The following is a 21,156-nucleotide window of genomic DNA, read 5'->3' as shown; positions in this document are numbered from 1 at the left end:
CCCTGTTGGCGTCCATGCTCATATCGTTCGCCACACAGCAGCACCTCGCTGAAACGCACGGAGTTCCAGGCTGGCCGTCCTATGCCGTGCCGGTGGCCGTCGACCTGTTCCTAGTCTGGGCAGTCCGGTCACGCCGTGACGTCCTGTTCGCCGTGGCCGTGGCCGTGTCCGCCAACGTGGCCGGAGTGCTGACCGCGGAATCACTCGCCAGCGTCGACACGTGGGTTTCGGCCGGACTGCACGCCGTGTTCCCCGTGACCCTGTACCGGATGCACCGGCCATGGGTGACCGCTCAGGCGCCTGCCGTGGCCGTACCGGTCCCCGCGGACCCTGCGCCCCCGATAGTCGCTCCTGCGGCCACTGAGCCCCTGCCGGACAGTTGGCCGGACACCGACCTATGGCAGGACTTCGAAGCCAGCGCGCCGGATGCTCCGCAGGATGACCCGGTCACTCCCCCGACCGCCGAGGACGTGCGCACGGTCATGGCCTCACTCGCTGCGGACAATGGCCGACCGGTTACCGGCCGGATGCTGGCCGACCATTACAGCGTGTCCGAGCGGACCGGACGCCGGTACCTCGCGCTGGCCGGTGGCGAATGAGCGACCTACGCCACTACCTGTCCCTGTCCGCTGAGGAATTGAGCGCTCCCCTGTGGACTTTCCCGCCGCTTGATGTGTCGTTGGTCCAGCGTGCGCGCCGTCGCGTTCTGAATGCCGATCCTGAGTTGTACTCGCATGCCCTACTCGCTGAGGCTGATGAGCGCGTGACCGAGTTGGCCGAGACGGAATAGCAAGTGCCCCGATCCTGGATATTCCAGGGTCGGGGCTTTCCTGCATTCACGACATGTTAGCAATTGGAAATCATAAGCTCAGCCGGCTGCGCCCCTCGGTGGCTCTGACCTGGCATTATGCGGGGAAGTGGAGTTGCAGCGTCGTGCGCACAAGCTAAGTGACCTGGTGTTCAGCGAGTAGCGTTGCAACTTCCGGCACGTCCGCGTATTCGCGCAAGCGTTGAAGGATCACCCGGACCCGTTCCGCTGTCCGCTCCGAGGGAATGTCAGAGGCTAGCGAGACAACCCGTTCGGCTACTGCTGCCGCTTCCTCGGGCTCATTGGCATCAGCGAGCGCAACGGCCATCCATGACAGATACAGGGCCATTTCGCGGGTATGGGTCGCGTCGTATCCGCTGAGCACTTCCCGCAGCAATGGCACGGCGCGCAAGGGCCGGTGCAGCTCTGTGTAGACGCGAGATTCCATGACCCGCAGTTCGCCAGCGTCGACCCAATACATATAGGCGGGCGATTCCGTACCGGCGCTGTCGTCGCTGAGTGCCTGCCCGGCCTCCCCCAGGGCCCGCATTGCCTGTTGCCCGTTCTCTATTCCGCCCGCCTTGACGTGCGCCCATGCCACCCGGTCCAGGTACAGCGCGCGAGCCTTTGGCGGAGCGTCGGGACCAGTCTCATTGACCGCCGCACGGGCCAGTTTCAGCCCCTCAACTTCCCTGCCTGTGTTGCTGAGTTGGTAGGCCAGGCTTCCGGCAATGTTCCCGGCAAGGGTGTGATCCTCCGCCTGCCTCGCAGCGCTGATTCCGAGCCGGTAGATCCGCTCAGCTTCCGCATGCTGGCCAGCGTCGCTTGCAATCCATCCTGCAATCTGTGCCACCTCCCCTATCTGCCGCAGGAGTTGACGCCCTACCTCGCTGGTGTGACTGCCCTCCCGGTACAGCTTCACGGCGGAGCGCAGTTCACGCAGCGCGGGGCGGATCAGGTCTCCACCGGCTAGGACGTCGTCGGCAAGCCGTAGGCCATGCACCCGCTGTTGTAGGTCCTCCACTGCGCCCATTCCGATCCGGCGCCCTGAGTGGCCCTGTAGCGGGCTCAGTGGGTCACCCTCGGGCAGGAAGTCGGCCAGCGTCGGCAAAGGCGGCTCAGGGGGCGCCAGGGGCGCGCGCAGGGTATCCGCGGACACGCCTAAAGCGGCAGCGATGAACGGCAGCCATTCCCGCGGCGTGCGTTTCCCTGTCTCCCACCGGCTGACTTCCTGGCGGCCGACCGGATCACCAATGACCCCGGCTGCCCGGCACACCTCATGGGCTAGCCGTGCCTGGCTGTAGCCGCGCGCTTCCCGCAGCCTTTTGATGTTGGCCCCGATGGCATTGGTCATGCCTCAATTCTGGCCGACACCGGGCCTACAGGGGGCCACTAGTCACTGATCAATCCCAGGCGGAGGCTGAACGCCGGACAGTCGACGTGAGGGGACGGCATGGCAGCGAGCGCAGCGCCCAAGACTGAGGTAGACACGGCGGATTACGTGACGTACGCCCCTGCCGGGTCCACGTGTGCTGACTGCAAGCAGACGATCAACCGCCTTGAGCCCTGCCGCCGCTCCTGCATTGAGAGGCGATCCGGTCCACCGGCCGCTATCTATCGGCATTTCGAGTGCCCCCGATGATCCTTTTTGATCTTCGGACCCCCCGCCCCGGAAGGGTCGACCCGGAGACGTGCCCTGTCTGCGCGCTGCTACGGATGGGCGTGACCGAGGCAGTCAAGACGGGTGATCCGAAAGCGGCTGCCGCAACTGTTCGCGCCATGCATGTCCACATGGTGTGGGGCCATCCGAACGACCCGCGCAACGTCCGCCGGGCCTGACTTCCGCACCAGTGAGCGCCGGACAGGTCGAGCGTTCACCGGGGCGGATTGCAAGACGGCACGGGGACCGTTTCCCCGCAGCAGTTCAGCGAAGGGATAGGCACCATGAACGCGATCCCCGAGTACGAATTCGTCAGTGCGGCTGCCTGCCGTGACAAGAAAGTGGGCAACTGCCCGCAGGTGGCCGTGAACTTGCCGGGCGTGGTGGCATTGCGGGACAGCGAGCGCCCCGAGACCATCGTCACCATGACGCCCGACCAGTGGGTGACGCTCACCGACGCTGTCAAGGCCGGAGAGTTCGATCTGAGCGCCTGAGAGTAGGTCCCGTGGAGAAGTGCCCCCGCTGTGCCGCCGAGTGCCCTACAGACCCCGAGAACGGGTTGCCCTGGTGCGCACAGTGCGGGCACTTCTTCAACCTCTCTCCGTCCACGTGCAAGGGGTTGTGGTGGCGGCGCAATGCTTCCACCCGTTCCCCTGTCCAGCCACGTAAGCACTGACCGCAGCAAAAGGCCCCGTAGCGCCCCTGGGAACGTCCCGGAGCGCTGCGGGGCTACTGGTTGATCAGCGCTGGCTCAGAGCCGCGCGCAAGGCTTCCTCCAGTGCCCGAACCGCAGGGGCGTAGATCGGTTCGTTGAGTCGTTCACCGCGCAGTTCGGCGACGCTGGCAACATCGCCCACAGCACCGGCCAACTTCCGTACCAGCAGGCAGAGATCAGTGCGCGAGACTTCCGGTCGCTCCGCCATGGTCAGCGCGTAGGCGGCATCGTTGCGCGCCATTCTGATGAGGTGTGCCTCGGTGCGGTCTGCGATCTGCTCGACGCCGTCCTCGGGCGCTGCGTATTCCGCGCTGCCCTCGGGTCCGGTCCACGGTAGGCGGCGCAGGGACTCGGGCTTTCCAGCGGCGATAGGCTCCGTCATGCCGACTCCAATTCAGTCGGTAAGCCCCGGTGCGGAAGCCTTCACCCTTCCCGCCGGGGCACTGTCTTTCTGGCCCAATCAGGCTACGCGGATGAGGACTTCAGTAGTCGCGTGAATGAGCGGCGCTCGGACCCTCGGCACCCCCGCCCCTGTGGCCGAAGCAGTGCGCTGACCAGGGGCGACGTGCTAGAACTGGAAGTCACGAGTCTTCGGGTTGTCCCGGCCGCACGAGATCAACGCGAGCCGTGGGGCCACCCTGCGTATGAGCTCCGGGTCCTGGTAGGCCGAGCCATGGTGCCACACCTTCCTTGGACCCCACCAGCTCAGCTACCGTCAAGGGCATGAAGACCTCCGCCAGAGATCGGGTTCGCCGCGTCGGGATCTATGTCCGCATCTCAGATGACCGCGAGGGCGGGGGACTTGGCGTCAAGCGCCAGGAGGACGACTGCCGACTCCTCGCCGCCTCCCTCGGCTGGAGGGTCATCGAGGTCTACATCGACAACGACGTGACGGCCGCGGACCGCCGGAAGAAGCGCAAGGACTACCTGCGGATGCTGGCCGACATCGAGATGGGCTGCATCGACGCCATCGTGTCCTGGCACCCGGACCGCGTGTACCGCCAGCCCGTGGAGCTGGAGCACCTGATCAACATCGTGGAGGACCACAAGACCGAGATCGCGACCGTCAAGGCGGGCGACCTCGATCTGAGCACCCCCACGGGCCGGTTGGTCGCCCGGATGCTCGGGGCCATCGCGAAGTACGAGGTCGAGCACAAGCAGGAGCGCATCCTCCGCAAGATCCAGGAGCTGGTCGAGGCCGGGAAGATCCACAACTCCGGCCACCGGCCCTTCGGTTACACCCGGCTCTTCGACGGCGAGGGCTCACGCCGGAAGATCCTGGGCGAGATCCTGAACGAGGAGGAGGCCGCCCACATCAAGAAGTGGGCCCGCCGCGTCCTGGAGGGCGAGAAGCTCGGGACCCTGGTGGCCGAGGCCAACGAGGCGGGCATCAAGACGTCCACCGGCGGGGCCTGGTCGTACCAGGCCATGCGGTTCCTGCTGATGTCCGGCCGGATCTCGGGCCGCAAGGAGCACAGGGGCGAGATCTACGGTCAGGCCGTCTGGCCGAAGATCATCGAGCCCGAGGACAGCGACATGATCCGAGCCCTACTCGCCGAGCGCTCCGAGGAGTTCAAGGCGGAGTACGGCGAGCGGGACACCCCGGCCCTGAAGTACCCGCTGAGCGGCCTGGTGAAGTGCACGTGCAAGGTCTCGCACGTCGCGGGCGAGCCCTGCTCCTGCAAGGAAGAGGGGAAGAAGCACCACCGGATGAGCACGGGGCAGCGCGGGGACAAGGACATGCCCATCTATACGTGCAAGAAGGACGGGGGCGGCTGTGGAGGCCGGACGATCCAGATCCCCGACCTGGAGCCGCTGTTGGAGAAGCTCCTCTTCAAGCGCCTGGAGGAGGTCGAGGCGGCGGCCGAGGCGGACGACAACGACCCCCGCCCAGCGCTGGAGGCCAAGCTCGCCCGCTGGGAGCGGCGGAAGAAGGAGCTGGGGGACGAACTCCTGGACGGCGACCGCCCGGCCCGGGAGATCCGGGACGCGATCGACACCCTGAACGGCCGGATGGCCGGGGCCCGCAAGGAGATCGCTCAGTACGGGGTCAAGGCCAACCTCTCCGAGGTCAGCGCGGCCGAGCTGCGGAAGGCGTGGAAGGACTACTCCGTCGCCCGGAAGCAGTCGACGTACCGGGGGCTGATCCGAGAGATCCTGATCCACCCCGCGACCCGGCCCTTCAACGTCTGGAACCCGGACCGGGTCGAGGTGTTCTGGAAGTAGGTCAGACCTGGCCCTTGCGCCACGGCGCGGCCGGGTCGGCCAGAGTGTCGAGGATCAGCTCACACCAGGTCACGGCTGCGTTGACGGTCAGGCGGGCATGACGAACCCCCAGCCCGGACGGCGCGCTGGCCTGCCCGTGACCACTACCGAAGCCCTGGTTGCGCAGCTCCGCGACGCCCACGGCGATGTTCACCGAGCCGGAAAGGATCTTCTTCACGGCCTTGCTGCCGTCAGGCCCGTCGGGAGCCGAACCGGCGTCGAGCTTCAGTGCCTTCTGGACGGTGCTGACCAGAGTCGGGAGCGCGGCATTCTTGTCGATCTCGATGCTCAGCTCCCGGAGAGCCGTCTTCGCCGTGGCCTCGATGAGCTGCTTGGCGGCCCCGATCGCCCCGTGAGGATCGGTCGTCAGGTCCCGCCTGATTCGCTCCAGTTCGACCGCGATCCCCGAGCCGTCACTCAGGGTGCTCAGGTCCCGATCCAGGAGACGGACCGGCGCTCGCTCCCATGAGATTCGGCCGCTCTTGTCGAGCAGGAATCCGTCCCGCTCCAGTCGAACACCGATGTCCTCAAGCCACTTCGGGGTGCCCTGCTGGTCGGGGTCTCGGTACGCGCGAATGAAGTCCTCGAAGACGAGGAGAGCCCGGCGGACATGCTCAGGATCGCCCCAGTCCACGCCCTCCGCATAGAGCATGAAGGTGGTCCGCCGCTGCCCGGGGTCGTCGTACTTCAGCTCCTCGGGCGGGATGGGCGCGAACCCATGGTCCTCCCACAGCTCGGCCACGATCCGGATGGTCAGATCCGTGGCAAGAGAGCGGAACGCGTTACGGGTTGCTGCGCTCACCAGCTCCCGGCGGGCAGTGACGGTCATGGTCTGAAGATACGAGTAGACCCTGACATCGTCATGACCTTTTCCGACAAAGGCTCTCAACTCAGAGCTGGGCAGCCCGGGTGAGGTCCGTCTTCACCCGGCGGAGCATCTGGGTCTGGACCATGGTCAGCGGGGGCGCGGTGGCCATCTGACGCTCGACCCAGGCGGCCTCCTTGGCCTCCCTCTCGGCCCAACGGACCTGGTCCTTCACCAGGTTGCCGATGAGCTTCCGCATGGCCGGAGAGCGAAGGGGGCGGCCGTTCACGACGGGGCCGTACGAGACCTTCCGGCAGCCGCCGGGGGCCTCCGGGTCGATGACGACGAGGCCCTTCACGTCAGGAACTCCGGCTGAGCGGGCTCGTATCCGTTCGGACCGACGATCGGGCACAAGGCGCTCCCGTCCTCGTGACTCCAGGCGGGCGGGGCACCCCAGCACGGGGCGATGTCGGTCGCCGCGGATTCCTGCGCCGGCTCATGACACTCGGGGCACCTGGCGCTCACCCCTGGGCCTCCACCTTCAGCCAGCGGTCGGGGTGCTCCTCGGCCTCGCGGGCCTTCAGCTTCTCCACGTACTCCTCGGTGGCGTCGACCACCTGGTACACGACGCCCCGACTCGGCTTGTGCTCGTAGTCGTTCGAGAACGCGGTGACGGTGTAGAGCTGCTCGCTCACAGGGAACCCCCGTCCCACGCCTGGCGGGAGTCGTACCGCAGACCCTCGCGGTTCTCAGCGCCGTTACGGGAGATCTCGAAGACCTCCAGGGCCTTGTCCGGGTCGAAGGAGATCACCTGCATCGAGCAGTGCGGATCGGCATACGCCCACACCACCGCCGAGTGGCCGTCATCCAGCGACAGGAGACCGACCCGGTCCCCTCCGCTCGCCTCGTAATACGCCTTCTGCGTCCATTCCAAACTCATGCGGCCCCCTAGTGCTTCAGTTCTCGGTTCGGGTCGAAACAGGTCTTGTCGTTGTCATGGCCGCAGTCGCTGTACACGCAACAGGCGCAGGTGCATTCCGGGACGTGGTATCCGTCGGTCGGGCATTCGTACGTGAACTCATCGGAGTACGAACCGCCGATTCCGTTGGCCGCCTCGTACGTCTCGGTCAGCCACGTGCTCTCGCACTGGATGCAGGTGATGTACGGAGAGTTGGACGGTGCTACGTGCTGCACGATCGTTCACCAATCCCCGTCGAATACTTCGGGCTCGTCGTCGGCGAGCATCGCCATGGCCTGTTCTGCGGTGCCGCCCGGCGGGATGTATCCGCACCAGCATGTCTCGGTGTCACAGACGCAGCGGTCCTCCGCCATGACGACCTCCCCGAATTTAAATTCCACCCCCTGGGAACGCACGAGACCCTCGCCCGGGGGGAAGTGGGGCGAGGGTCTACGGGAATCAGGGTACAGGTTTTGTTGGTGCCCCTCAAAGGTCACCGTTAGTACCCCAAGGAATCCTGGAGAGGAGTGCGGAATTTAAATTCGAGGAGGAGTCGCGACGCCCAACCAGCGGGGGTCACCAGCAGCCCTCTTGGCCATGACCTTCGAGAGCTTGTCGAGCTGCACGCACCGCAGGAACTCGATGCGGTCATCATCGGCTGCACCCATCGCCATCACCCGGGCCTCGGCCGAGGAGGGGTCCTCTCGGGCGATCTTCTTCACGGTGCCCAGGGCGCTCTGGACGCCCCTCTGAGTGACCTCCAGGCCCTCCGACGTCTCCCGGAGGCCGAGATAGTCGTACGCGGCCCTCAGCTCGTCCTGGGAGGGCTCGCCGGGCTTCTCCGGCTCCGGGGCCTTCACGGCCTCCGGGATGACCACGGGCCTGTTCTGCGGCGGGCTCCTCGTCCACCCGGGCCGTCACGATGCCGGAGGTGGCAACCTCGGCGGCCTGAGCATGGCCTGTGTTTCGCAGGCCCTGATCCACCAGCTCCCGCAGCAGAGCCGTCTGCTCCCGCAGCAGCTCCACGACCTCGTCTCCACCCAGCGGGGTGGGCTCGTTACGTACGTACGTAGAGGGCTCGGATTCCGTACGTACGTATTGCAGTACGTAGACCTTGGAGCCCTTGCGGATCTTGACAGATCCCTGCTCCTCAGCGGCCTGGAGGATGGCGCCGCTCTTGCGGTTCAGCTCGGTGCTGGTGAAGGTCTGCATACGTACAGAATACCTACTCGATACGTAATTCGCTACGTAGTTACGTACGGAAGGGGTGGCCATCACTTCGGCATCTCCCGAAGCGATGGTCACCGCCCTGTTTCACGCGTACGTACTGGCGCAGATGCGGGCCCGCATGGCCGCCAGGACCTCGGGGTCGATCCGCTGCGGAGCCTCCAAGGATTCCTGAGCCGGCTGTCCCAGAAGGGGGTTCAACGAGGTGACCTCCTTGGCCTCCTCGACCAGCACCGCCGGGGTGCTCGGGACCGGTCCAGCCTCGGCCTCCTGGGCCCGCAGGTGCTCGTACAGGGCCAGCTCGTCCCCGGCCTCCACGAGGGCCCTCCAGGCCCCGTCAGCGCCCTCCGGGAGGGGGTTGCGCTCCAGGTACTCGGCGCGCTTCGGATTAGCCATGGAGAGGCGGTACGCGAGGTATCCGGCACCCGTGCCCCGTCGGGCCGCCGTGGCCTGGAGAGCCTTGTCCTGGGCCGCCCTGCGGTTGCGGATGTCGTGGCGGGAGACCCGCTCGTCGTACATGTCCCCCATGGCCTCGTCGAAGACCTGCGCCCAGGCGATCTCGTAGACGAACGAGCGGCCCTGACGGACCTTCCGGACGAGACCGGGGATCGCCTTGGTCATCCGGGCCAGGAGGTCCCGGACGCTCTTGGGGGCCAGGCCCAGCAGTCCGGCGATGTCGTCGGTGGAGAGGGTCACGTCCCGGAGACCGCACAGGACCGCGAGCTTCCACGCCTGGCGGCCGAGGGCGAACTCCGGGGCGTCCGGGCCCTGCACCTCGCTCCAGACGTCCAGGGAGGCATCCAGGGCCCGCAGGGTCCTCGCCTTCTGCTCCATGCCCTTCATCGTGTCCAGCTCCGAGAGGGTCTTCAAGCCGTTGGCCAGGACCTCCTGGGCCCTCTCGCTGATTGCGGCGGTGACTACCGCATTACCCCACCAAGCTCCTTCCTTCCCCTGCTTCTTGTCCAGGTCCCCCAGGCCCCCAGCCAGGGGGCCACCAGGGGCCTGAAGGTCTTTAGGTGAAGTACTGCGGTAGTCACCGCCGCTATTGGAGCGGAAGCGGACCTCCATGGAGTCGCGCTCCTCGGCGAGGGCGGAGGAGGACCCACGGGTCCTGGTCCAGAGGAACTTAAATTCGCTCAGGCCACCCTCGGGACCGACGGTCGCCCGGACGGTCTTGTCGGAGAGGTTGGTCCAACGGGCGAGTCCACGAGTCCCGGACAGGAAGGGGCGGGTCTCGATCTGCCATGAGAGCAGGTGCTCGATCAGGGTCTCGGAGCGGCCCACGGAGCGCGCGGCCATCTCGACGAGGTGGAGGGAGTTCACGGCGTCAAGGTCAACGTGACCCGAAGGGGAGGAGCCGCTAGAATTGGCAACGTTCTTCAAGGTGGTTCCCGTCTCGTGAAGGTGTGCGGGGACTGCTGGTCCTGAGAGGTGTAGGAGCCTCCTGGACCCGAGGAATTTAAATTCCTCTGACGCGGCCCCTGGGGTTACCAGCCCCGGGGGCTTCGTCGCGTCTGGGCCCCAGCATAAGCACCCAGATACCACGTTGGCGAACCTCCGAATTACTCGGACTTTCCTGTGTGCGAAGAATAGTCCGAGAGATTTCCCGGAGGCCCCAGAATGTAGGTCGGGTAGAAATAGGCGGCCCGTTAGTGCTACATTTCATTTGTCGCCGCAAGCGGCATCTCCCGCCAGAGAACTGACTCATCACTGCTCCGCCCACTGGACTACCGGCCGGGCGTTCTACGAGCGAGATGAGTTCTCTGCAATGAGCGTTTCGCACCTGCCCAGCATCTTCAGGGCGGTCCAGGAGATCTTCCCGGACACCGCCCTCCGCATGGGCTTCAGCACCGAGCACAAGGCGGCTTTCGTGGTGGCTGCCGACCTCGGCAAGGCCATCGACTACAAGGCCGACGCCGAGTCGTTCATCCGGTCCCTGGTAAAGGGTCCGGGAGATTCCCGGACCCTTTACGTGGGCAACGAGCTGATCCCGACCGCTGGCGGGCTTCAGACCATGAAGGTCATCTACAAGCGCGGGGCCTTCCACCTGATGATGAGGTCCAACCTCCCGAAGGCCGCCGAGTACCGGGACCAGGTCTTCGACCTCCTGGAGCAGATCGAGCGCGAGGGCTTCGTGGTCAACGCGAGCGCTCCGGTCGAGCAGCTCAAGACCATGAAGCCCCTGGTCGAGCAGACCATCGACGAGCTGCTGGAGGCCCGTCTCCAGGAACGCAAGGACTACCGCTCGATCATCCGGGCCGTCCGGGACGCTGGTGGTCAGGACCGCGACTTCGCGGACGTCCAGAACATGATCTACCTCGGGCTGTTCGGCATGACCGCTCAGACGGTCCGCGAGCGCCAGCCTCAGGTGAGCGGCGAGCGCTACAAGCGGGAGTACCGAAGCGCGAAGGCCGGGGATCTGCGGCCCTCGAAGGTCGCCAAGGACTTCCTGACCAAGGAGCAGCTCAAGGCCCTGGACGACGGGGTCAACTACATCACGTCGGTCCTGAACCTCCAGTGCCCGGACGGCGTGATGACCCTGGACGACATCAAGGGCGCTGCTCTGGACTTCGGCGCCCACATGCGCTCCCTGCGGGCCCGCCGAGCCGGCTCGGGCGTGGCCGCGTGAACGCCCAGGCCATCCGTGAGGTCCTCACGGACACGGAGCTGGCTCCGTCCACCCGCCTGGTCTGGGCGTACCTGAACGTCGCCGCCGAGCCGCAGAACAGCAGCTCCATCGGTCATGACCTCGGGTTCTGCCACTCCACGGTCTCCCACCACATCGGGGCCCTGAAGGACCGGGGCCTGGTCCGCAGGCGTAACGGCGTCTGGCTGCCGGAGGTGCCCCAGTGAGCGCCCTGGACCAGTACCTCGTCTGCTCCGGCCCGGAGATGGTCCAGGACCTGGTGGTCCTGGAGGACGGCTGCATCGAGGCCGTCACGACCCGCGAGATCCGGGTCTTCGAGTACCAGGCGGACCGCTCCCTGAAGGAGCTGTTCGGCCCGGACAAGGACCGCGCGCTGACCGCCTTCTGGCAGGACGTCGAGCGCTTCAACGAATTGAACGACATCAGCGGGGGGAACGACCGATGAACCAGCCGACCGTCAGCCTGAACGACTTGATCCGGACCCGGATCGAGGAGATCGCCGAGGACCTCTGGGCCAACCACCGCGTCATGCAGGTGCCGAGTGGAGAGGCCAGGTGGCTCGAAGTCGGACATGCCGTCGTCGCTGAGCAGTGGAGCTGCCACCAGAACCACGGAGACGGCGTCTGCGGAGAGCCGCTCGTGCCGTACCAGGTCGCCAAGGAACTCCTCGGCTGCCCCGAGGACCCCACGTTCCCGGAGGACGAGTTCAAGCGGGAGCTGATCCCCTTCGATCACCTGGACCCGATCTGGGGCTTCAACGCCAGCGAACTTATCCACTTCTCCGACGTCAGGGCCATGCACGGGGTCTACGGCGAGCCGTTCAATACCCCGGACGGGATCATCGAGTGGCGCTACCCGGATGAGGGGGCGCAGGGCTGATGTTCAGCGCGAACCACACCCAGGCGATCCAGTACGCCAATTACGCCCTCCATCTCCTCGCCCTCGGCATCGTCACCGGCCTGATCGCCGCGGTCGTCCGCCAGATGCGGAGGGCCCGGTGACCCTGAGCTTGACCGATCTGTTCTGCGGTGCCGGTGGGTCCTCCACCGGTGCCGCGATGGTCCCGGGCGTTCAGGTGGCCTTCGCCGCCAACCACGCCCGGGACGCGATCGACTCCCACCAGGCCAACCACCCGGACGCCGATCACGACTTGGCCGACATCTCCGAGGTGGAGCCGACCCGGTATCCGAGGACGGACTTGTTGTGGGCCTCTCCGGCCTGCACCGCCCACTCCCTCGCCTCTGGCAAGAAGCAGGGCCACGGCGAGTACGTGGACGGAGTGAAGGCCACGAGCGGCATCGACGAGGCCGCGATCAAAAGCCGCGCGACCATGTGGGACGTCGTCCGTTTCGCCGAGTCCCACCAGTACCGCGCGATGATCGTGGAGAACGTCGTCGAGGTCATGCAGTGGGGGCCGCCGGGGAAGCCCGGAGCGGTCTTCAAGGCCTGGCTCGACTCGATCCGCGCCTGGGGGTACGAGCACCGCCTGATCTTCCTGAACTCGATGTTCGCCCAGGCCCTCGGGCCCGGCGCTCCTCAGAGCCGTGACCGCTTCTACGCGATCTTCTGGAGGAGCGGCGAGAGGGCCCCCGACTTCGACAAGTGGCTGAGGCCCCAGGCCGAGTGCCCGACCCATGGCCCTGTGCGAGTCGTCCAGCGCTTCAAACGGCCGGACCGCCTGTACGGGAAGTTCCGCTCCCAGTACACCTTCAGGTGCCCGTACACGTCGTGTGCTGACCAGGCCCTGGAGCCGAAGGCCCGCGCGGCTGCCGCGGCCATCGACTTCAGCCTCCCGGCCAAGACCCTCGGAGAACGGAAGCGGCCTCTGGCTGAGTCGACGCTCCGACGGATCAGGGCGGGGTACCAGGCGTTCGCCAGCGACCACCTGCTCGTCCCGGTCGAGGGACGTCAGGGCAAGGTGGCACGTCCGGCCCATCTGCCGTTGAGGACTTGCACGACCCGGAACGAGACCGGACTCGCGCTGCGGTACATGGTCGAGCTGCGGGGTGGGGCGTCTTCCCACCGGGCCATCACGGAGCCGCTGGCGGCCGTCTGTGCGGGCGGCACTCACCACGGTCTCGTCCAGGCCCCGGCGATGACGCTGCCCTACTACTCCACGAGCAAGGCCCGTCCGGCCGCTGAGCCGCTCGGCACGGTCACCACGCTGGACCGTCACGCGGTCCTGCCGGGTGGAGAGATCGAGCACTTCGAGGACCTGAGGTTCAGGATGCTGGAGCCCTCGGAGTACGCCCGTGCGATGGCGCTGCCGGACGGCTACATCCTCACGCCGACGTCCAAGCGCAACAAGGTCAAGCTGATCGGCAACGGGGTCACGCCCCCGGCCGCCCGGGACTTAGTCGCCATGGTGGTCGAGGCCGTCACGGGCGAGGCCCTCGAACCCGCATGAACCTGACCGCAGTGGCTGACGCCCTCGCGCTGGAGGACTCGGAGACCGCCATGCATCTCGGAGTCCTCCTGGCCCTGGCCCACCAGGTCGCCCAGGGCCAGCCGGCTCGGATCCATGAGGTCCTCAGCCAGACCCCTGAGATCCCTGAGGGGGCCACCCGGGGCGAGTACGCCGCCCTGCTCCGCCTGACCGTCCTGGAGGTCCACCCATTACGCATCTAAGGGGAATTGCTGCCCTTCTGTTGGCTATGTTCGATCGCTACGTCGTCAAGCGCGTCAAGGAGCTTCCGTTTGAGTTCCTGCCGCGACGAATACTTTCCCGTGATCCCGAGCGACTGCATCCGCTTGCGCAGTTCCTCTACCCTCCGAATGTCGTCGGCGTAATGATGTGCATCGAATGGATCCCTCTTTCGTCTGCAGAAATAGGCCATCACTCGCTTGTTTGCCGCACAGAACCGGTCAATCTCATGTTCTGTGCCTGATGTGCCGTCGATGGCTCCGCCGTACTTCATCCAGAACAGAGCAACGCATGCATGGGAGGTATCTACCAAGCGTTGATCAATAACACGCTGGCCGGGAGTCCTTAGATCTGGGAAGACGTGCGTCTCCCAGGCAATCGGAATGAATGCCACTTTTTGCAATGAACACCTTCGGGCGTTCCATTCCGCCACCACCCTCCTCACGTAATCCCTTTCCTTCACATCACTCGGCGACGCAATGAAGATGGGCAGGATGTCGGCGTTGAACATGGTCAAAATGATTGCGAGCCGCTTCGACGCCCGCCACTTCGCTTAGGCCGTTCGTGTAATCGCCCGAATTACCGTCCTGGAGGTCCACCCATGAACCTGTACGAGTGCTTCGTCTGCGGCACCCCGCAGGAGGCCAAGACGTGCGACCGGTGCCGGAGTCGAATCCGCGGTGACCTCTCCGCCCTCCCCGAGCTGTACCGGGGGCTGGAGGGGTGCCGTCAGCGGGGACAGAACGGTGGCGGTGACGGGCGCTCCTCGAAGCGTCTGCACGCCCCTGTACCGGGCGATGAGAGGGTCTTGAATCTGCTCGGTCCCGCGAGCCGTCAGCCCGTCACTGACGCCCGGGACCAGACGGGCGAGACGCCGTTCCTCGCGCTGTTGGAATCGTGGTGCCAGGCGGTCTCCGAGGAAAGGGCGTTGGACCACGTCAAGACGAACGTGACGGCCATGACGGCCATGCTGACGGCCCACCTCCCCTGGATCTGCGATCAGCCCTGGGTTGTCGAGTTCGCCGAGGAGATCAGGGCGTTGGTCCACACGGTCCAGCGGATCACCATGACACAGCCGCGCAAGGAGCTGCTTAGGGGCGTCACGTGCCCGTCATGCGAAGGTCTGACGCTCGTCAGGCACTTTCCCGGGGACTGGTCGGCTGAGTGCGCGCTGTGTCCCTCGGTCCGGCTGGACGAGCGCGACTACCGGCTCTTGGTGCAGAGCCAGGCGCAGGGCCTGACGGCCTGAGCGTCAACCCCTGACGCCCGTCAGCGGATACCGCTAATCTGTTGCACAGATAACCGAAGACCGTCAGCGGGGGCCGGGCGCGTGCTTGGCGGCTGAGCCCGGCCCCCTAGACACCGGAGATGAGTCCTCCCGTGCCCAAGCTCGAACCTACCCTGGCGCCCTTAACGCCGTCAGGGTCAACTGCCGTTCCGACAACCCCGTTACCCCTACTCGTCCGCGCCGCCATCACCGGTGGACGCCCTGCCGTCCTCGCGGCGGCCCTCGCCCTCAGCGCCCCCGGTGAGTACCGCCTCGCCGTACTGGCCGGGTGGGACTGGCGCTTCGCCCTGATCATGCCGGGCGTCCTGAGCCTGTACGCCTCCGTCGCCGCTGCCATCGCGGGCTCCCTCCCGAAGGGCAGCACCGAGCGGAAGCAGGCCAACGCCGGTGCCCTGATCGCCCTCGCACTGGCCATGACGGCCCAAGTCGCCTCCCACCTGATCGAGGCCGGGTACCTGGACAAGTCCCCCGCCGTCGTCGTGGCGGTCAGCGCCGTGCCTCCTCTGGTGGCCGCTCACACGCTGCACCTGACGGCCGCCGCGACGCGCCTGACGCCCAAGGCCGTGAGGGTGGAGGAACCCGTCAGCGTGCCTGCGCCGGCTGTCCAGGAATCGTTGGAGACCGTGGCGCCCGAACCTTCGCGCCAGAACGCCCTGACGGCTCCGCCAGTGCCGTCAGTCCCGCTCGTGACGCCCGTCATGGAGGCCGACGAGCACGAGGCCTCGGAGGAGCCCCAGGAGGCCGACGAGGCCCCCGAGGACGAGCCCGAGGTGACGGAGGAGCCGGAGCCCGTCACGGAGCCGGAGAAGCCCCGTCAGGAGCTGACGCAGCGGGACCGGATCGACCAGGTCATCCGGGCTCTCTACGACGAGCTGGGCAACCGGCGTCCGGCCACCCGTCACATGGTGGCGGCCCTGACTGACGCGGGTCTCCCCAACAGCGAAGGCACCGCACGCGAGAGCAGGAAGCGCGTCGAGCTGGCTGAGCCCCACCTGAAGGACCTCCCGGACGCCATCGCGGCCTGAACCACACCCATCGGCGCGCTGCGCTCGCCATCAGCTTGAGCACGCGCGCCCACCTGCCCGGAGGTCGCCATGACCGACAAGATCCCCGATCCCCCGAACTACCCGCCGTACAGCGCCGGGTGCGCTCCGACCGAGGTCCACGTCCACCTCACCACCGAGCAGCCCGAGGAGAGCCGCTGGGACTTCCGCTGGCTCCAGCTCGGCCGGAACACCAAGTGCCTGCTCGTCTCCGTCATCACGGCCCCTTGGTGGGCCGGAGCCCTCCGGGACGTCCGCACGGAGCAGGGCCAGCCCGGCGCCTGGTTCATGGCCGGAGCGGCCCTCTGTGCGGCTCTGTGGTTCGACCACATCCGTCAGCGGTTCGTCACCCGCGTCTTCGTGTGGACCGCAGCCCTGGGGGCCGTCGGCGCCCTGCCCCTGCTCTCTGCCTTCGTCCGCATGATGACCGGGAGCCCCGCATGAACAGCGTCACCACGGCGACCGTCAGTCTCGGCGCCGTCACCATCGGCCTGGGGATCCTGGCCTGGCACCTCACGAAGTGGTGGCGCGGTGGCGGGAAGGGTCCTGGACCCGGTGGCGGAGGAGGCCGGGACCCGAAGGCCCTGATCCCGCTGCTCAGCTCGATGTCCCTCGGAATGATCGCGATCACGGCTGCCGGAGGACTGATCGGCACGGCTGCCGGGTTCCTGCTCAACACCGGAAGCCTGATCGGCAACTGGTCCCTGACGGCCGCGACGGGCACCGTGACGCCCGAGGTGACGCGGTCCGGCCTCAAGGCCCTGTCGCCCGGCGGATGCGCACTCTTGTGCATCTACTTCGTGGTCTGTGTCGCCTTGTGGAAGAGCGGCGCGAAGCTCCTGAAGGGGAAGATCGCGGCAGGCGTCACGGCGGGCGTCATGCTCGGCCTGAGCGCCGGGTTCAGCGGGATGGCCTCGGTCGCCCTCGTGACGATCACGAACACCGTCGGCGACAAGATCACGGGCGTGGTCCTGTGACCAGGTTCCGGAAGGTCATGGAGCGCCTCGCCAAGGGGAGTTCGGCCCTGACCGTCGGTACGGCCCGAGGCATCACCGCGTGGCTCAAGGCGGGCGAGAAGGTCTCGGACTACGTGGTCCGCGTCATATTCCTCACGATCCCCGGGGGAGTCCTCTGGGGGCTCCTGTCCGCCTCCCGGGCCTTCATGTGGCTCCTGGTGGTCATCTGGTGCATCGCCGCCTGGCGAGCAGCACAGCCGGCCCAGGAAAAGTCCGAGGCCAAGGAGCCCGACCTCCACCCCGACGACCTCGCGGATCTCCTCTGGGAGCTGGCCGGAGACCGCAAGGGAGTCCACCTCTCCCAGGTCGCCCAGCAGCTCACGAAGGAGACCCCGGGGAGGACCTGGAGCGTCAAGGACGTCCGGCGCCTCATGGAGGCCGCGGGGATCCCCACGCGCCACAGCGTCCGTGTGCAGGGCATCGGGGTGGCCGTGGGGGTCCACCGCCAGGACATCCCCGGCAGCCCCTCCCCCGCCCCTGTGAGCCCCTCTCCCCAAGGCGTAGAGCCGCAGGTCAACCCAGCTACGGCTACAGCTACTACGCCCTACGTCCGCGACCTCGGGGGAGGGGCTACGGCCACCTTCACCCCCGACCCCCAACAGCCCAACCGGACGCACGTGACCGTCGTCCGGCCCACCGAAGACTGAGGACAGTTCATGGACTACGCAGCGATGTACCGCCAGGCGATGGCGGACGGCTCCACCGACTACGCCCACACGATCGTCGTCTCCGCCACCCAGGCCGCCGAGGCCGGAGGCGTGAGCCCCGAGGAGCTTCGGGACCTCGTGAACGAGATCAAGGCGCACGAGGAGGGCTGATGAACCTGCTGAAGAAGATCCTCGTCCGCCTCGCACCCACCTACTGCGAAGCCGACCCGACGTACCAGTACTGCTCCTCCTGCGGCTGGTGGGTATCCGGCTGCCCGCACCAGAGCTGACCGCTCCAGGAACGGGTGAACGGCCAGCAGACGCCAGGGCTTCGGGCATAGCGTCCACAACGCGACAGGCAAAGCGGCACACTGTCCCGATGGCATACGACCTCTCGAAGGGTGCGCCCGCACCCAAGCCCGAAGCACAGATCTTCAAGGGCTACGTCGCGACCGTGACGCTCTACGCAGATCGCGCTCAGATCAAGCGCAAGCTCATGGGGAAGGTGACCGGCGCCAAAGACGCCGTGATCCCCCTCGGTGACGTCATCAAGGTGCAGTCCAAGGAGCCGACTCGACTCGTGAACGGGTACGTACAGCTCGCCACCGAGGAGGACCGGGGACAGCTCAGGATCGCCACGGCCGAGGCACAGAAGGCCATCGCGAACAACTCGCGAACCGTCCTCTTCACGTGGAACCAGCGAGAGACCTTCGCGGCCTACCTGGCAGCGGCTACCGCCGGAGTCCAGGCCCAAGGCGGCAACCCGTTCGGATGAGACGCACCTCGCCCGAGCCGTCAGTCGACGGACTCGTCGGCCAACCGGTGAGCCAGTACGGAAAAGTTGACGGGATCAGCCCTTGAGGGTGCCACCGTCGGCATGATGACGGCGTGAATCACATGACAATCGCCCTCTTCGGGTTGAACAAGGATTACACCGTCGCCCTGGTGGGCCTCACAGGGACGCTCCTCGGTGCGGTGGTGGCCTTCCTGGGCATCCGATGGCAGGTAAATCGCCAGGAGCGGGAAAAGCAACTCGACCACGCCACCAAGGAGTGCGGGAGAGCGCTGCTGACCCTGCTCCGACTGTTCAGGAAGGAGCCCGAGTACGTGAGCGGGGACGCGCCCGAGTCCTGGAAGAGCGACATGACAGACCAAGTGGATGTCCTCAAGCTCACCATCCCGCTCTTCCACCACAAGGACTTGAGGAAGCGGCTGAACTCCACGGTCGACATCTTGGCGGACTGGCATTACGTGGTCTTCGATGGCCCTGGCGGTCACGAGTATCCCGAATCCGCTCCGGTGATCCGGGAGGTACTCCAACACGCCGTCGACTGCATAGGTGCAGTCCGACGAGGAGCACGCCGGCTCCCCGAGGAGACCGAAGCCTTCAGAACGGCCATCGGCAACATCAGCGAGTTCTGGGCCTACGACGCGGACAGCCGACTCTGACCGTCACGACGTCCCTCGTGCAAATGGCCCGTCCTCGGCAACTGGGCCGACGGTGGAGGAGTTGACGGGTTCAGCCCCATGAGGTTGGCCCCGTCGGCATGATGATCGTCATGCAACCTGAAGTGCTCTCCGGTCTCATCGGTTTCGGCGGTGCCCTCGTGGGTGGTGCGGCGTCCTTCGGGGGCGTGTGGCTCACCCTGTCCCACCAGAGGAAGCTGGCCCGGGAGGCCCGCCTCGCGGAGATCGGCCAGGAAGCAGCGGACAAGGCCCTGAACGAGCTGATCACGCTCGGGGAGTTCCTGGGTTCGGTCAGGAGCGACGTCGCCACGATGCCCACGGACGAGCGGGCGTCGTACCTGGACACCGTGTTCGGCCACATGGAGAACGTCGAGAGGGCTGTGGCCCGCATCCCGAACCGGGAACTCCGCAACCGCGTGAAGTCCCTCCTGATCGTCATGCGCCGGTTCAGGGCCGCCGGTGTCCGGCACTTCTTCGCGGTGAGCTGGCTCGCGGAGCTGACGGACGAGCTGACCGACCTCCTGTCGGCCTACATCCGTTCCGATCCCCTTCCGTCGCTCTCCGAGCGGACAGAAGAGAAGCAGCGCAGGGCCGCCCAGCACGAGCTGGCCGAACGGCGGCGCTTCGAGTTGATGCAGGACCCCGACCCCGCCAACGTCGACCCCCGCGAGGAGGACGCCGACGACGACGGTCCGGCGTCATGACGCCCGTCAGAACGGGTGCTTGCACTTTGTACTAGTGCACCGCATAATCGCGATCAACAGGACACGTACGTCCTCATGCAGGCCCCGACTCCTCTGGAGATGCGGGGCTTTTCGCATGTGCACGGGAGGGCTTCAGTGGAGGACGAGATTTGGCTGACGATCCGAGAAGCATCCGACCTGACGGGCGTCAGCCCGCAGACGGTCTACTCGTGGATCCGCAGAGGCCACCTGAAAGTCGAGGGCCTCGATCACCGAGGCCAGAAGCTCTTCCGCCATCTGGACGTCGCGAGGGCCGAGATGGCCACGAGGGCGAAGGCCGGACGCGTGCTGGTCCGTGCCGCCTGATCCAGGAGCCCTGGGCTACTTCGGCATGACCATGCCCTGGTCCGTCACCTCGTAGCTCTGTAGACACTCCAGGAGCGCAGCCTCCGACACGTTGTACGGACCGCCAGCCTGCCGATTGCAGTACTTGCTCAGGATTTGACTCTTCTGCGCGAGGGATATCCCGGCCGGCTGGTTGCCCTGCGGCTGGTCGTCCACCTGATCCTGCACCCAGGAATCCTGGGAAGGACTGCCCGAGTTGTCGCCGGACCCCAGGACTGCACCGCCCAGGAAGAACGAACCAACGGCAACGGCGACAACGCCACCCCACAGGGCCACCGGCCGCTTCCACCAAGGCCTTTCCACCCCCGCCAGGATGCGTTGGTACTCCGGGTCGTTCTCGTACTCGTCCCGCCAGCCGTCCGGCGAGTCCGTCGAGTTAGCCGTGGTGTGCGCTGTAGGAGCGCCAGACGGGCGCGGGGGAACGTTCGGGGGAAGTGGCGACGGGTTCTCCACGACAGCCTCCTTGGAGCCCTGACCGGCAACTACGTCGTGCACGAGGAGTCGGGCGGCACAGAGTATGCATGAGACATACATGCGATCTACACATACGTCCGAGTCGTGATCTAGCCGTGAGTTTCGTCTGACGGCCGTCAGCACACCCGGCCCGCGAACAGCAAGGAGGCCCCATGGCCACCGTCGAGAACCAGAACCTGTACGAGTTCCTCCAATCGGCCCGCGTGAGCGAGATCGAGCTGAAGTACCCGGATGAGGTCAAGCGCATCAGCCGGACCCCTCTGGACTCCAAGGTCACCTGCACGCTCCTGGAGCTGGCCCGGTTCGCCAAGAGGGTTCGGGACGAGGCGAAGGCCGAGAGCCTGGACGAGTTCAAGGCCTGGGGCCATGACAGGCCCGTGAAGACCACCCTCATCTGACGGCCG

The 21,156-nt window shown here is 66.4% G+C and carries 33 protein-coding genes; 21 read left to right on the top strand and 12 right to left on the bottom strand.

From position 1 onward, the window contains the following. Positions 1 to 92 precede the first annotated feature (92 nt). The gene (locus tag GTY58_RS29000; RefSeq protein WP_237528903.1) at positions 93 to 599 is read left to right on the top strand and encodes a transfer protein spdA; all 507 of its coding nucleotides are present in this window, start codon (positions 93 to 95) and stop codon (positions 597 to 599) included. A gap of 345 nt (positions 600 to 944) precedes the next feature. Here GTY58_RS29000 and GTY58_RS28995 read toward each other — a convergent pair whose 3' ends face one another. Beyond that, positions 945 to 2,162, bottom strand: coding sequence for a helix-turn-helix domain-containing protein (locus GTY58_RS28995; protein ID WP_010986953.1), 1,218 nt, complete (start codon positions 2,160 to 2,162; stop codon positions 945 to 947). Between the two features lie 590 nt (positions 2,163 to 2,752). On the opposite strand from GTY58_RS28995, the gene GTY58_RS28990 reads away from it, so the two are divergent. Beyond that, on the top strand, positions 2,753 to 2,962 hold the full coding sequence (locus GTY58_RS28990) for a DUF397 domain-containing protein (protein ID WP_037645400.1): 210 nt from the start codon (positions 2,753 to 2,755) through the stop codon (positions 2,960 to 2,962). A gap of 246 nt (positions 2,963 to 3,208) precedes the next feature. On the opposite strand, the gene GTY58_RS28985 is transcribed toward GTY58_RS28990, so the two are convergent. Continuing rightward, positions 3,209 to 3,565 (bottom strand): hypothetical protein, encoded by a 357-nt coding sequence (locus GTY58_RS28985; protein WP_010986951.1) that lies wholly within the window; start codon positions 3,563 to 3,565, stop codon positions 3,209 to 3,211. 341 nt (positions 3,566 to 3,906) lie between these two features. Between GTY58_RS28985 and GTY58_RS28980 the strand changes: the two genes are divergently transcribed. After that, positions 3,907 to 5,409, top strand: coding sequence for a recombinase family protein (locus GTY58_RS28980; RefSeq protein ID WP_010986950.1), 1,503 nt, complete (start codon positions 3,907 to 3,909; stop codon positions 5,407 to 5,409). A gap of 1 nt (position 5,410) precedes the next feature. Here the strand turns inward: GTY58_RS28980 and GTY58_RS28975 are convergent, their stop codons facing one another. From GTY58_RS28975 to GTY58_RS28945, 8 genes are all read right to left on the bottom strand, one after another. Further along, the gene (locus GTY58_RS28975; RefSeq protein WP_037645398.1) at positions 5,411 to 6,277 is read right to left on the bottom strand and encodes an abortive infection family protein; all 867 of its coding nucleotides are present in this window, start codon (positions 6,275 to 6,277) and stop codon (positions 5,411 to 5,413) included. Positions 6,278 to 6,338: 61 nt separating this feature from the next. Continuing rightward, on the bottom strand, positions 6,339 to 6,611 hold the full coding sequence (locus GTY58_RS28970; protein WP_037645395.1) for a hypothetical protein: 273 nt from the start codon (positions 6,609 to 6,611) through the stop codon (positions 6,339 to 6,341). A 163-nt stretch (positions 6,612 to 6,774) separates the two neighbouring features. After that, the gene (locus tag GTY58_RS28965; RefSeq protein WP_154696737.1) at positions 6,775 to 6,948 is read right to left on the bottom strand and encodes a hypothetical protein; all 174 of its coding nucleotides are present in this window, start codon (positions 6,946 to 6,948) and stop codon (positions 6,775 to 6,777) included. Next, positions 6,945 to 7,193: a hypothetical protein gene (locus GTY58_RS28960; RefSeq protein ID WP_010986946.1), complete on the bottom strand. Its 249-nt coding sequence runs from the start codon at positions 7,191 to 7,193 to the stop codon at positions 6,945 to 6,947. Before GTY58_RS28960 ends, GTY58_RS28965 begins: the two co-directional genes overlap by 4 nt. Positions 7,194 to 7,201: 8 nt before the next feature. Then, complete coding sequence (locus GTY58_RS28955) at positions 7,202 to 7,447, bottom strand: hypothetical protein (RefSeq protein WP_010986945.1); 246 nt, start codon at positions 7,445 to 7,447, stop codon at positions 7,202 to 7,204. A 6-nt stretch (positions 7,448 to 7,453) separates the two neighbouring features. After that, on the bottom strand, positions 7,454 to 7,585 hold the full coding sequence (locus tag GTY58_RS41405; RefSeq protein WP_255222029.1) for a hypothetical protein: 132 nt from the start codon (positions 7,583 to 7,585) through the stop codon (positions 7,454 to 7,456). A 162-nt stretch (positions 7,586 to 7,747) separates the two neighbouring features. Next, on the bottom strand, positions 7,748 to 8,089 hold the full coding sequence (locus tag GTY58_RS28950) for a hypothetical protein (protein ID WP_010986944.1): 342 nt from the start codon (positions 8,087 to 8,089) through the stop codon (positions 7,748 to 7,750). 436 nt (positions 8,090 to 8,525) lie between these two features. Further along, entirely contained in the window at positions 8,526 to 9,761 is a 1,236-nt protein-coding gene (locus GTY58_RS28945; RefSeq protein ID WP_037645392.1) for a hypothetical protein, read from the bottom strand. 445 nt (positions 9,762 to 10,206) lie between these two features. Here GTY58_RS28945 and GTY58_RS28940 point away from each other — a divergent pair, with 445 nt between their 5' ends. The 7 genes from GTY58_RS28940 to GTY58_RS40950 are packed head-to-tail and all read left to right on the top strand — an operon-like array spanning position 10,207 to position 13,713. Next, positions 10,207 to 11,067, top strand: coding sequence for a Bro-N domain-containing protein (locus tag GTY58_RS28940; protein WP_010986942.1), 861 nt, complete (start codon positions 10,207 to 10,209; stop codon positions 11,065 to 11,067). Continuing rightward, complete coding sequence (locus GTY58_RS28935; protein ID WP_010986941.1) at positions 11,064 to 11,291, top strand: helix-turn-helix transcriptional regulator; 228 nt, start codon at positions 11,064 to 11,066, stop codon at positions 11,289 to 11,291. The genes GTY58_RS28940 and GTY58_RS28935 overlap by 4 nt, the downstream gene beginning before the upstream one ends. Next, entirely contained in the window at positions 11,288 to 11,530 is a 243-nt protein-coding gene (locus tag GTY58_RS28930) for a hypothetical protein (RefSeq protein ID WP_010986940.1), read from the top strand. The genes GTY58_RS28935 and GTY58_RS28930 overlap by 4 nt, the downstream gene beginning before the upstream one ends. Further along, on the top strand, positions 11,527 to 11,964 hold the full coding sequence (locus tag GTY58_RS28925) for a hypothetical protein (protein WP_010986939.1): 438 nt from the start codon (positions 11,527 to 11,529) through the stop codon (positions 11,962 to 11,964). Before GTY58_RS28930 ends, GTY58_RS28925 begins: the two co-directional genes overlap by 4 nt. After that, complete coding sequence (locus tag GTY58_RS41400; protein ID WP_255222028.1) at positions 11,964 to 12,086, top strand: hypothetical protein; 123 nt, start codon at positions 11,964 to 11,966, stop codon at positions 12,084 to 12,086. Before GTY58_RS28925 ends, GTY58_RS41400 begins: the two co-directional genes overlap by 1 nt. After that, positions 12,083 to 13,492, top strand: coding sequence for a DNA cytosine methyltransferase (locus GTY58_RS28920; RefSeq protein ID WP_037645390.1), 1,410 nt, complete (start codon positions 12,083 to 12,085; stop codon positions 13,490 to 13,492). The genes GTY58_RS41400 and GTY58_RS28920 overlap by 4 nt, the downstream gene beginning before the upstream one ends. A gap of 11 nt (positions 13,493 to 13,503) precedes the next feature. After that, positions 13,504 to 13,713 carry a hypothetical protein gene (locus GTY58_RS40950; RefSeq protein ID WP_037645388.1) on the top strand — a complete coding sequence of 70 codons (210 nt, stop codon included), beginning with the start codon at positions 13,504 to 13,506 and terminating at the stop codon, positions 13,711 to 13,713. On the opposite strand, the gene GTY58_RS28915 is transcribed toward GTY58_RS40950, so the two are convergent. Next, entirely contained in the window at positions 13,710 to 14,240 is a 531-nt protein-coding gene (locus GTY58_RS28915) for a hypothetical protein (protein WP_137865177.1), read from the bottom strand. The genes GTY58_RS40950 and GTY58_RS28915 overlap by 4 nt on opposite strands. 90 nt (positions 14,241 to 14,330) lie before the next feature. On the opposite strand from GTY58_RS28915, the gene GTY58_RS28910 reads away from it, so the two are divergent. The 10 genes from GTY58_RS28910 to GTY58_RS28865 all read left to right on the top strand — a co-directional run bounded on the left by GTY58_RS28910 (position 14,331) and on the right by GTY58_RS28865 (position 20,239). Then, positions 14,331 to 14,978, top strand: a complete 648-nt coding sequence (locus tag GTY58_RS28910; protein ID WP_010986936.1) for a hypothetical protein — start codon at positions 14,331 to 14,333, stop codon at positions 14,976 to 14,978. A 332-nt stretch (positions 14,979 to 15,310) separates the two neighbouring features. Continuing rightward, positions 15,311 to 16,042, top strand: a complete 732-nt coding sequence (locus GTY58_RS28905; RefSeq protein WP_052082294.1) for a hypothetical protein — start codon at positions 15,311 to 15,313, stop codon at positions 16,040 to 16,042. A 69-nt stretch (positions 16,043 to 16,111) separates the two neighbouring features. Next, a complete protein-coding gene (locus GTY58_RS28900; RefSeq protein WP_010986934.1) occupies positions 16,112 to 16,504 on the top strand; it encodes a hypothetical protein in 393 nt (130 codons plus the stop codon). Beyond that, entirely contained in the window at positions 16,501 to 17,037 is a 537-nt protein-coding gene (locus GTY58_RS28895; RefSeq protein WP_010986933.1) for a hypothetical protein, read from the top strand. The genes GTY58_RS28900 and GTY58_RS28895 overlap by 4 nt, the downstream gene beginning before the upstream one ends. Next, complete coding sequence (locus GTY58_RS28890; RefSeq protein WP_037645387.1) at positions 17,034 to 17,723, top strand: hypothetical protein; 690 nt, start codon at positions 17,034 to 17,036, stop codon at positions 17,721 to 17,723. The genes GTY58_RS28895 and GTY58_RS28890 overlap by 4 nt, the downstream gene beginning before the upstream one ends. Positions 17,724 to 17,732: 9 nt before the next feature. Further along, complete coding sequence (locus GTY58_RS28885) at positions 17,733 to 17,894, top strand: hypothetical protein (protein ID WP_010986931.1); 162 nt, start codon at positions 17,733 to 17,735, stop codon at positions 17,892 to 17,894. 208 nt (positions 17,895 to 18,102) lie between these two features. After that, positions 18,103 to 18,498: a hypothetical protein gene (locus tag GTY58_RS28880; RefSeq protein WP_037645384.1), complete on the top strand. Its 396-nt coding sequence runs from the start codon at positions 18,103 to 18,105 to the stop codon at positions 18,496 to 18,498. A gap of 113 nt (positions 18,499 to 18,611) precedes the next feature. Continuing rightward, a complete protein-coding gene (locus GTY58_RS28875; RefSeq protein ID WP_010986929.1) occupies positions 18,612 to 19,172 on the top strand; it encodes a hypothetical protein in 561 nt (186 codons plus the stop codon). A gap of 110 nt (positions 19,173 to 19,282) precedes the next feature. After that, positions 19,283 to 19,894 (top strand): hypothetical protein, encoded by a 612-nt coding sequence (locus GTY58_RS28870; RefSeq protein WP_237528901.1) that lies wholly within the window; start codon positions 19,283 to 19,285, stop codon positions 19,892 to 19,894. Between the two features lie 135 nt (positions 19,895 to 20,029). Beyond that, positions 20,030 to 20,239, top strand: a complete 210-nt coding sequence (locus tag GTY58_RS28865; protein ID WP_010986927.1) for a helix-turn-helix domain-containing protein — start codon at positions 20,030 to 20,032, stop codon at positions 20,237 to 20,239. Positions 20,240 to 20,254: 15 nt separating this feature from the next. Here GTY58_RS28865 and GTY58_RS28860 read toward each other — a convergent pair whose 3' ends face one another. Then, a complete protein-coding gene (locus GTY58_RS28860; RefSeq protein WP_010986926.1) occupies positions 20,255 to 20,731 on the bottom strand; it encodes a hypothetical protein in 477 nt (158 codons plus the stop codon). 173 nt (positions 20,732 to 20,904) lie between these two features. Here GTY58_RS28860 and GTY58_RS28855 point away from each other — a divergent pair, with 173 nt between their 5' ends. Next, positions 20,905 to 21,150: a hypothetical protein gene (locus tag GTY58_RS28855; RefSeq protein ID WP_010986925.1), complete on the top strand. Its 246-nt coding sequence runs from the start codon at positions 20,905 to 20,907 to the stop codon at positions 21,148 to 21,150. Positions 21,151 to 21,156: the final 6 nt, after the last annotated feature.

It is taken from the genome of Streptomyces sp. SID5469 (assembly GCF_009862865.1).
Taxonomy (GTDB): domain Bacteria; phylum Actinomycetota; class Actinomycetes; order Streptomycetales; family Streptomycetaceae; genus Streptomyces; species Streptomyces avermitilis.
The sequence above is the reverse complement of the archived record's forward strand: the minus strand, read 5'-3'. Positions and strand labels throughout refer to the sequence as shown.

Coding starts and splice junctions, on each gene's coding strand:
- GTY58_RS28995 (WP_010986953.1), bottom strand. CDS start 2,162: ATGACCAATGCCATCGGGGCCAACATCAAAAGGCTGCGGGAAGCGCGC.
- GTY58_RS28990 (WP_037645400.1), top strand. CDS start 2,753: ATGAACGCGATCCCCGAGTACGAATTCGTCAGTGCGGCTGCCTGCCGT.
- GTY58_RS28985 (WP_010986951.1), bottom strand. CDS start 3,565: ATGACGGAGCCTATCGCCGCTGGAAAGCCCGAGTCCCTGCGCCGCCTA.
- GTY58_RS28980 (WP_010986950.1), top strand. CDS start 3,907: ATGAAGACCTCCGCCAGAGATCGGGTTCGCCGCGTCGGGATCTATGTC.
- GTY58_RS28975 (WP_037645398.1), bottom strand. CDS start 6,277: ATGACCGTCACTGCCCGCCGGGAGCTGGTGAGCGCAGCAACCCGTAAC.
- GTY58_RS28960 (WP_010986946.1), bottom strand. CDS start 7,193: ATGAGTTTGGAATGGACGCAGAAGGCGTATTACGAGGCGAGCGGAGGG.
- GTY58_RS41405 (WP_255222029.1), bottom strand. CDS start 7,585: ATGGCGGAGGACCGCTGCGTCTGTGACACCGAGACATGCTGGTGCGGA.
- GTY58_RS28940 (WP_010986942.1), top strand. CDS start 10,207: ATGAGCGTTTCGCACCTGCCCAGCATCTTCAGGGCGGTCCAGGAGATC.
- GTY58_RS28925 (WP_010986939.1), top strand. CDS start 11,527: ATGAACCAGCCGACCGTCAGCCTGAACGACTTGATCCGGACCCGGATC.
- GTY58_RS41400 (WP_255222028.1), top strand. CDS start 11,964: ATGTTCAGCGCGAACCACACCCAGGCGATCCAGTACGCCAATTACGCC.
- GTY58_RS28915 (WP_137865177.1), bottom strand. CDS start 14,240: ATGTTCAACGCCGACATCCTGCCCATCTTCATTGCGTCGCCGAGTGAT.
- GTY58_RS28910 (WP_010986936.1), top strand. CDS start 14,331: ATGAACCTGTACGAGTGCTTCGTCTGCGGCACCCCGCAGGAGGCCAAG.
- GTY58_RS28905 (WP_052082294.1), top strand. CDS start 15,311: ATGCCGGGCGTCCTGAGCCTGTACGCCTCCGTCGCCGCTGCCATCGCG.
- GTY58_RS28900 (WP_010986934.1), top strand. CDS start 16,112: ATGACCGACAAGATCCCCGATCCCCCGAACTACCCGCCGTACAGCGCC.
- GTY58_RS28895 (WP_010986933.1), top strand. CDS start 16,501: ATGAACAGCGTCACCACGGCGACCGTCAGTCTCGGCGCCGTCACCATC.
- GTY58_RS28885 (WP_010986931.1), top strand. CDS start 17,733: ATGGACTACGCAGCGATGTACCGCCAGGCGATGGCGGACGGCTCCACC.
- GTY58_RS28880 (WP_037645384.1), top strand. CDS start 18,103: ATGGCATACGACCTCTCGAAGGGTGCGCCCGCACCCAAGCCCGAAGCA.
- GTY58_RS28870 (WP_237528901.1), top strand. CDS start 19,283: ATGCAACCTGAAGTGCTCTCCGGTCTCATCGGTTTCGGCGGTGCCCTC.
- GTY58_RS28855 (WP_010986925.1), top strand. CDS start 20,905: ATGGCCACCGTCGAGAACCAGAACCTGTACGAGTTCCTCCAATCGGCC.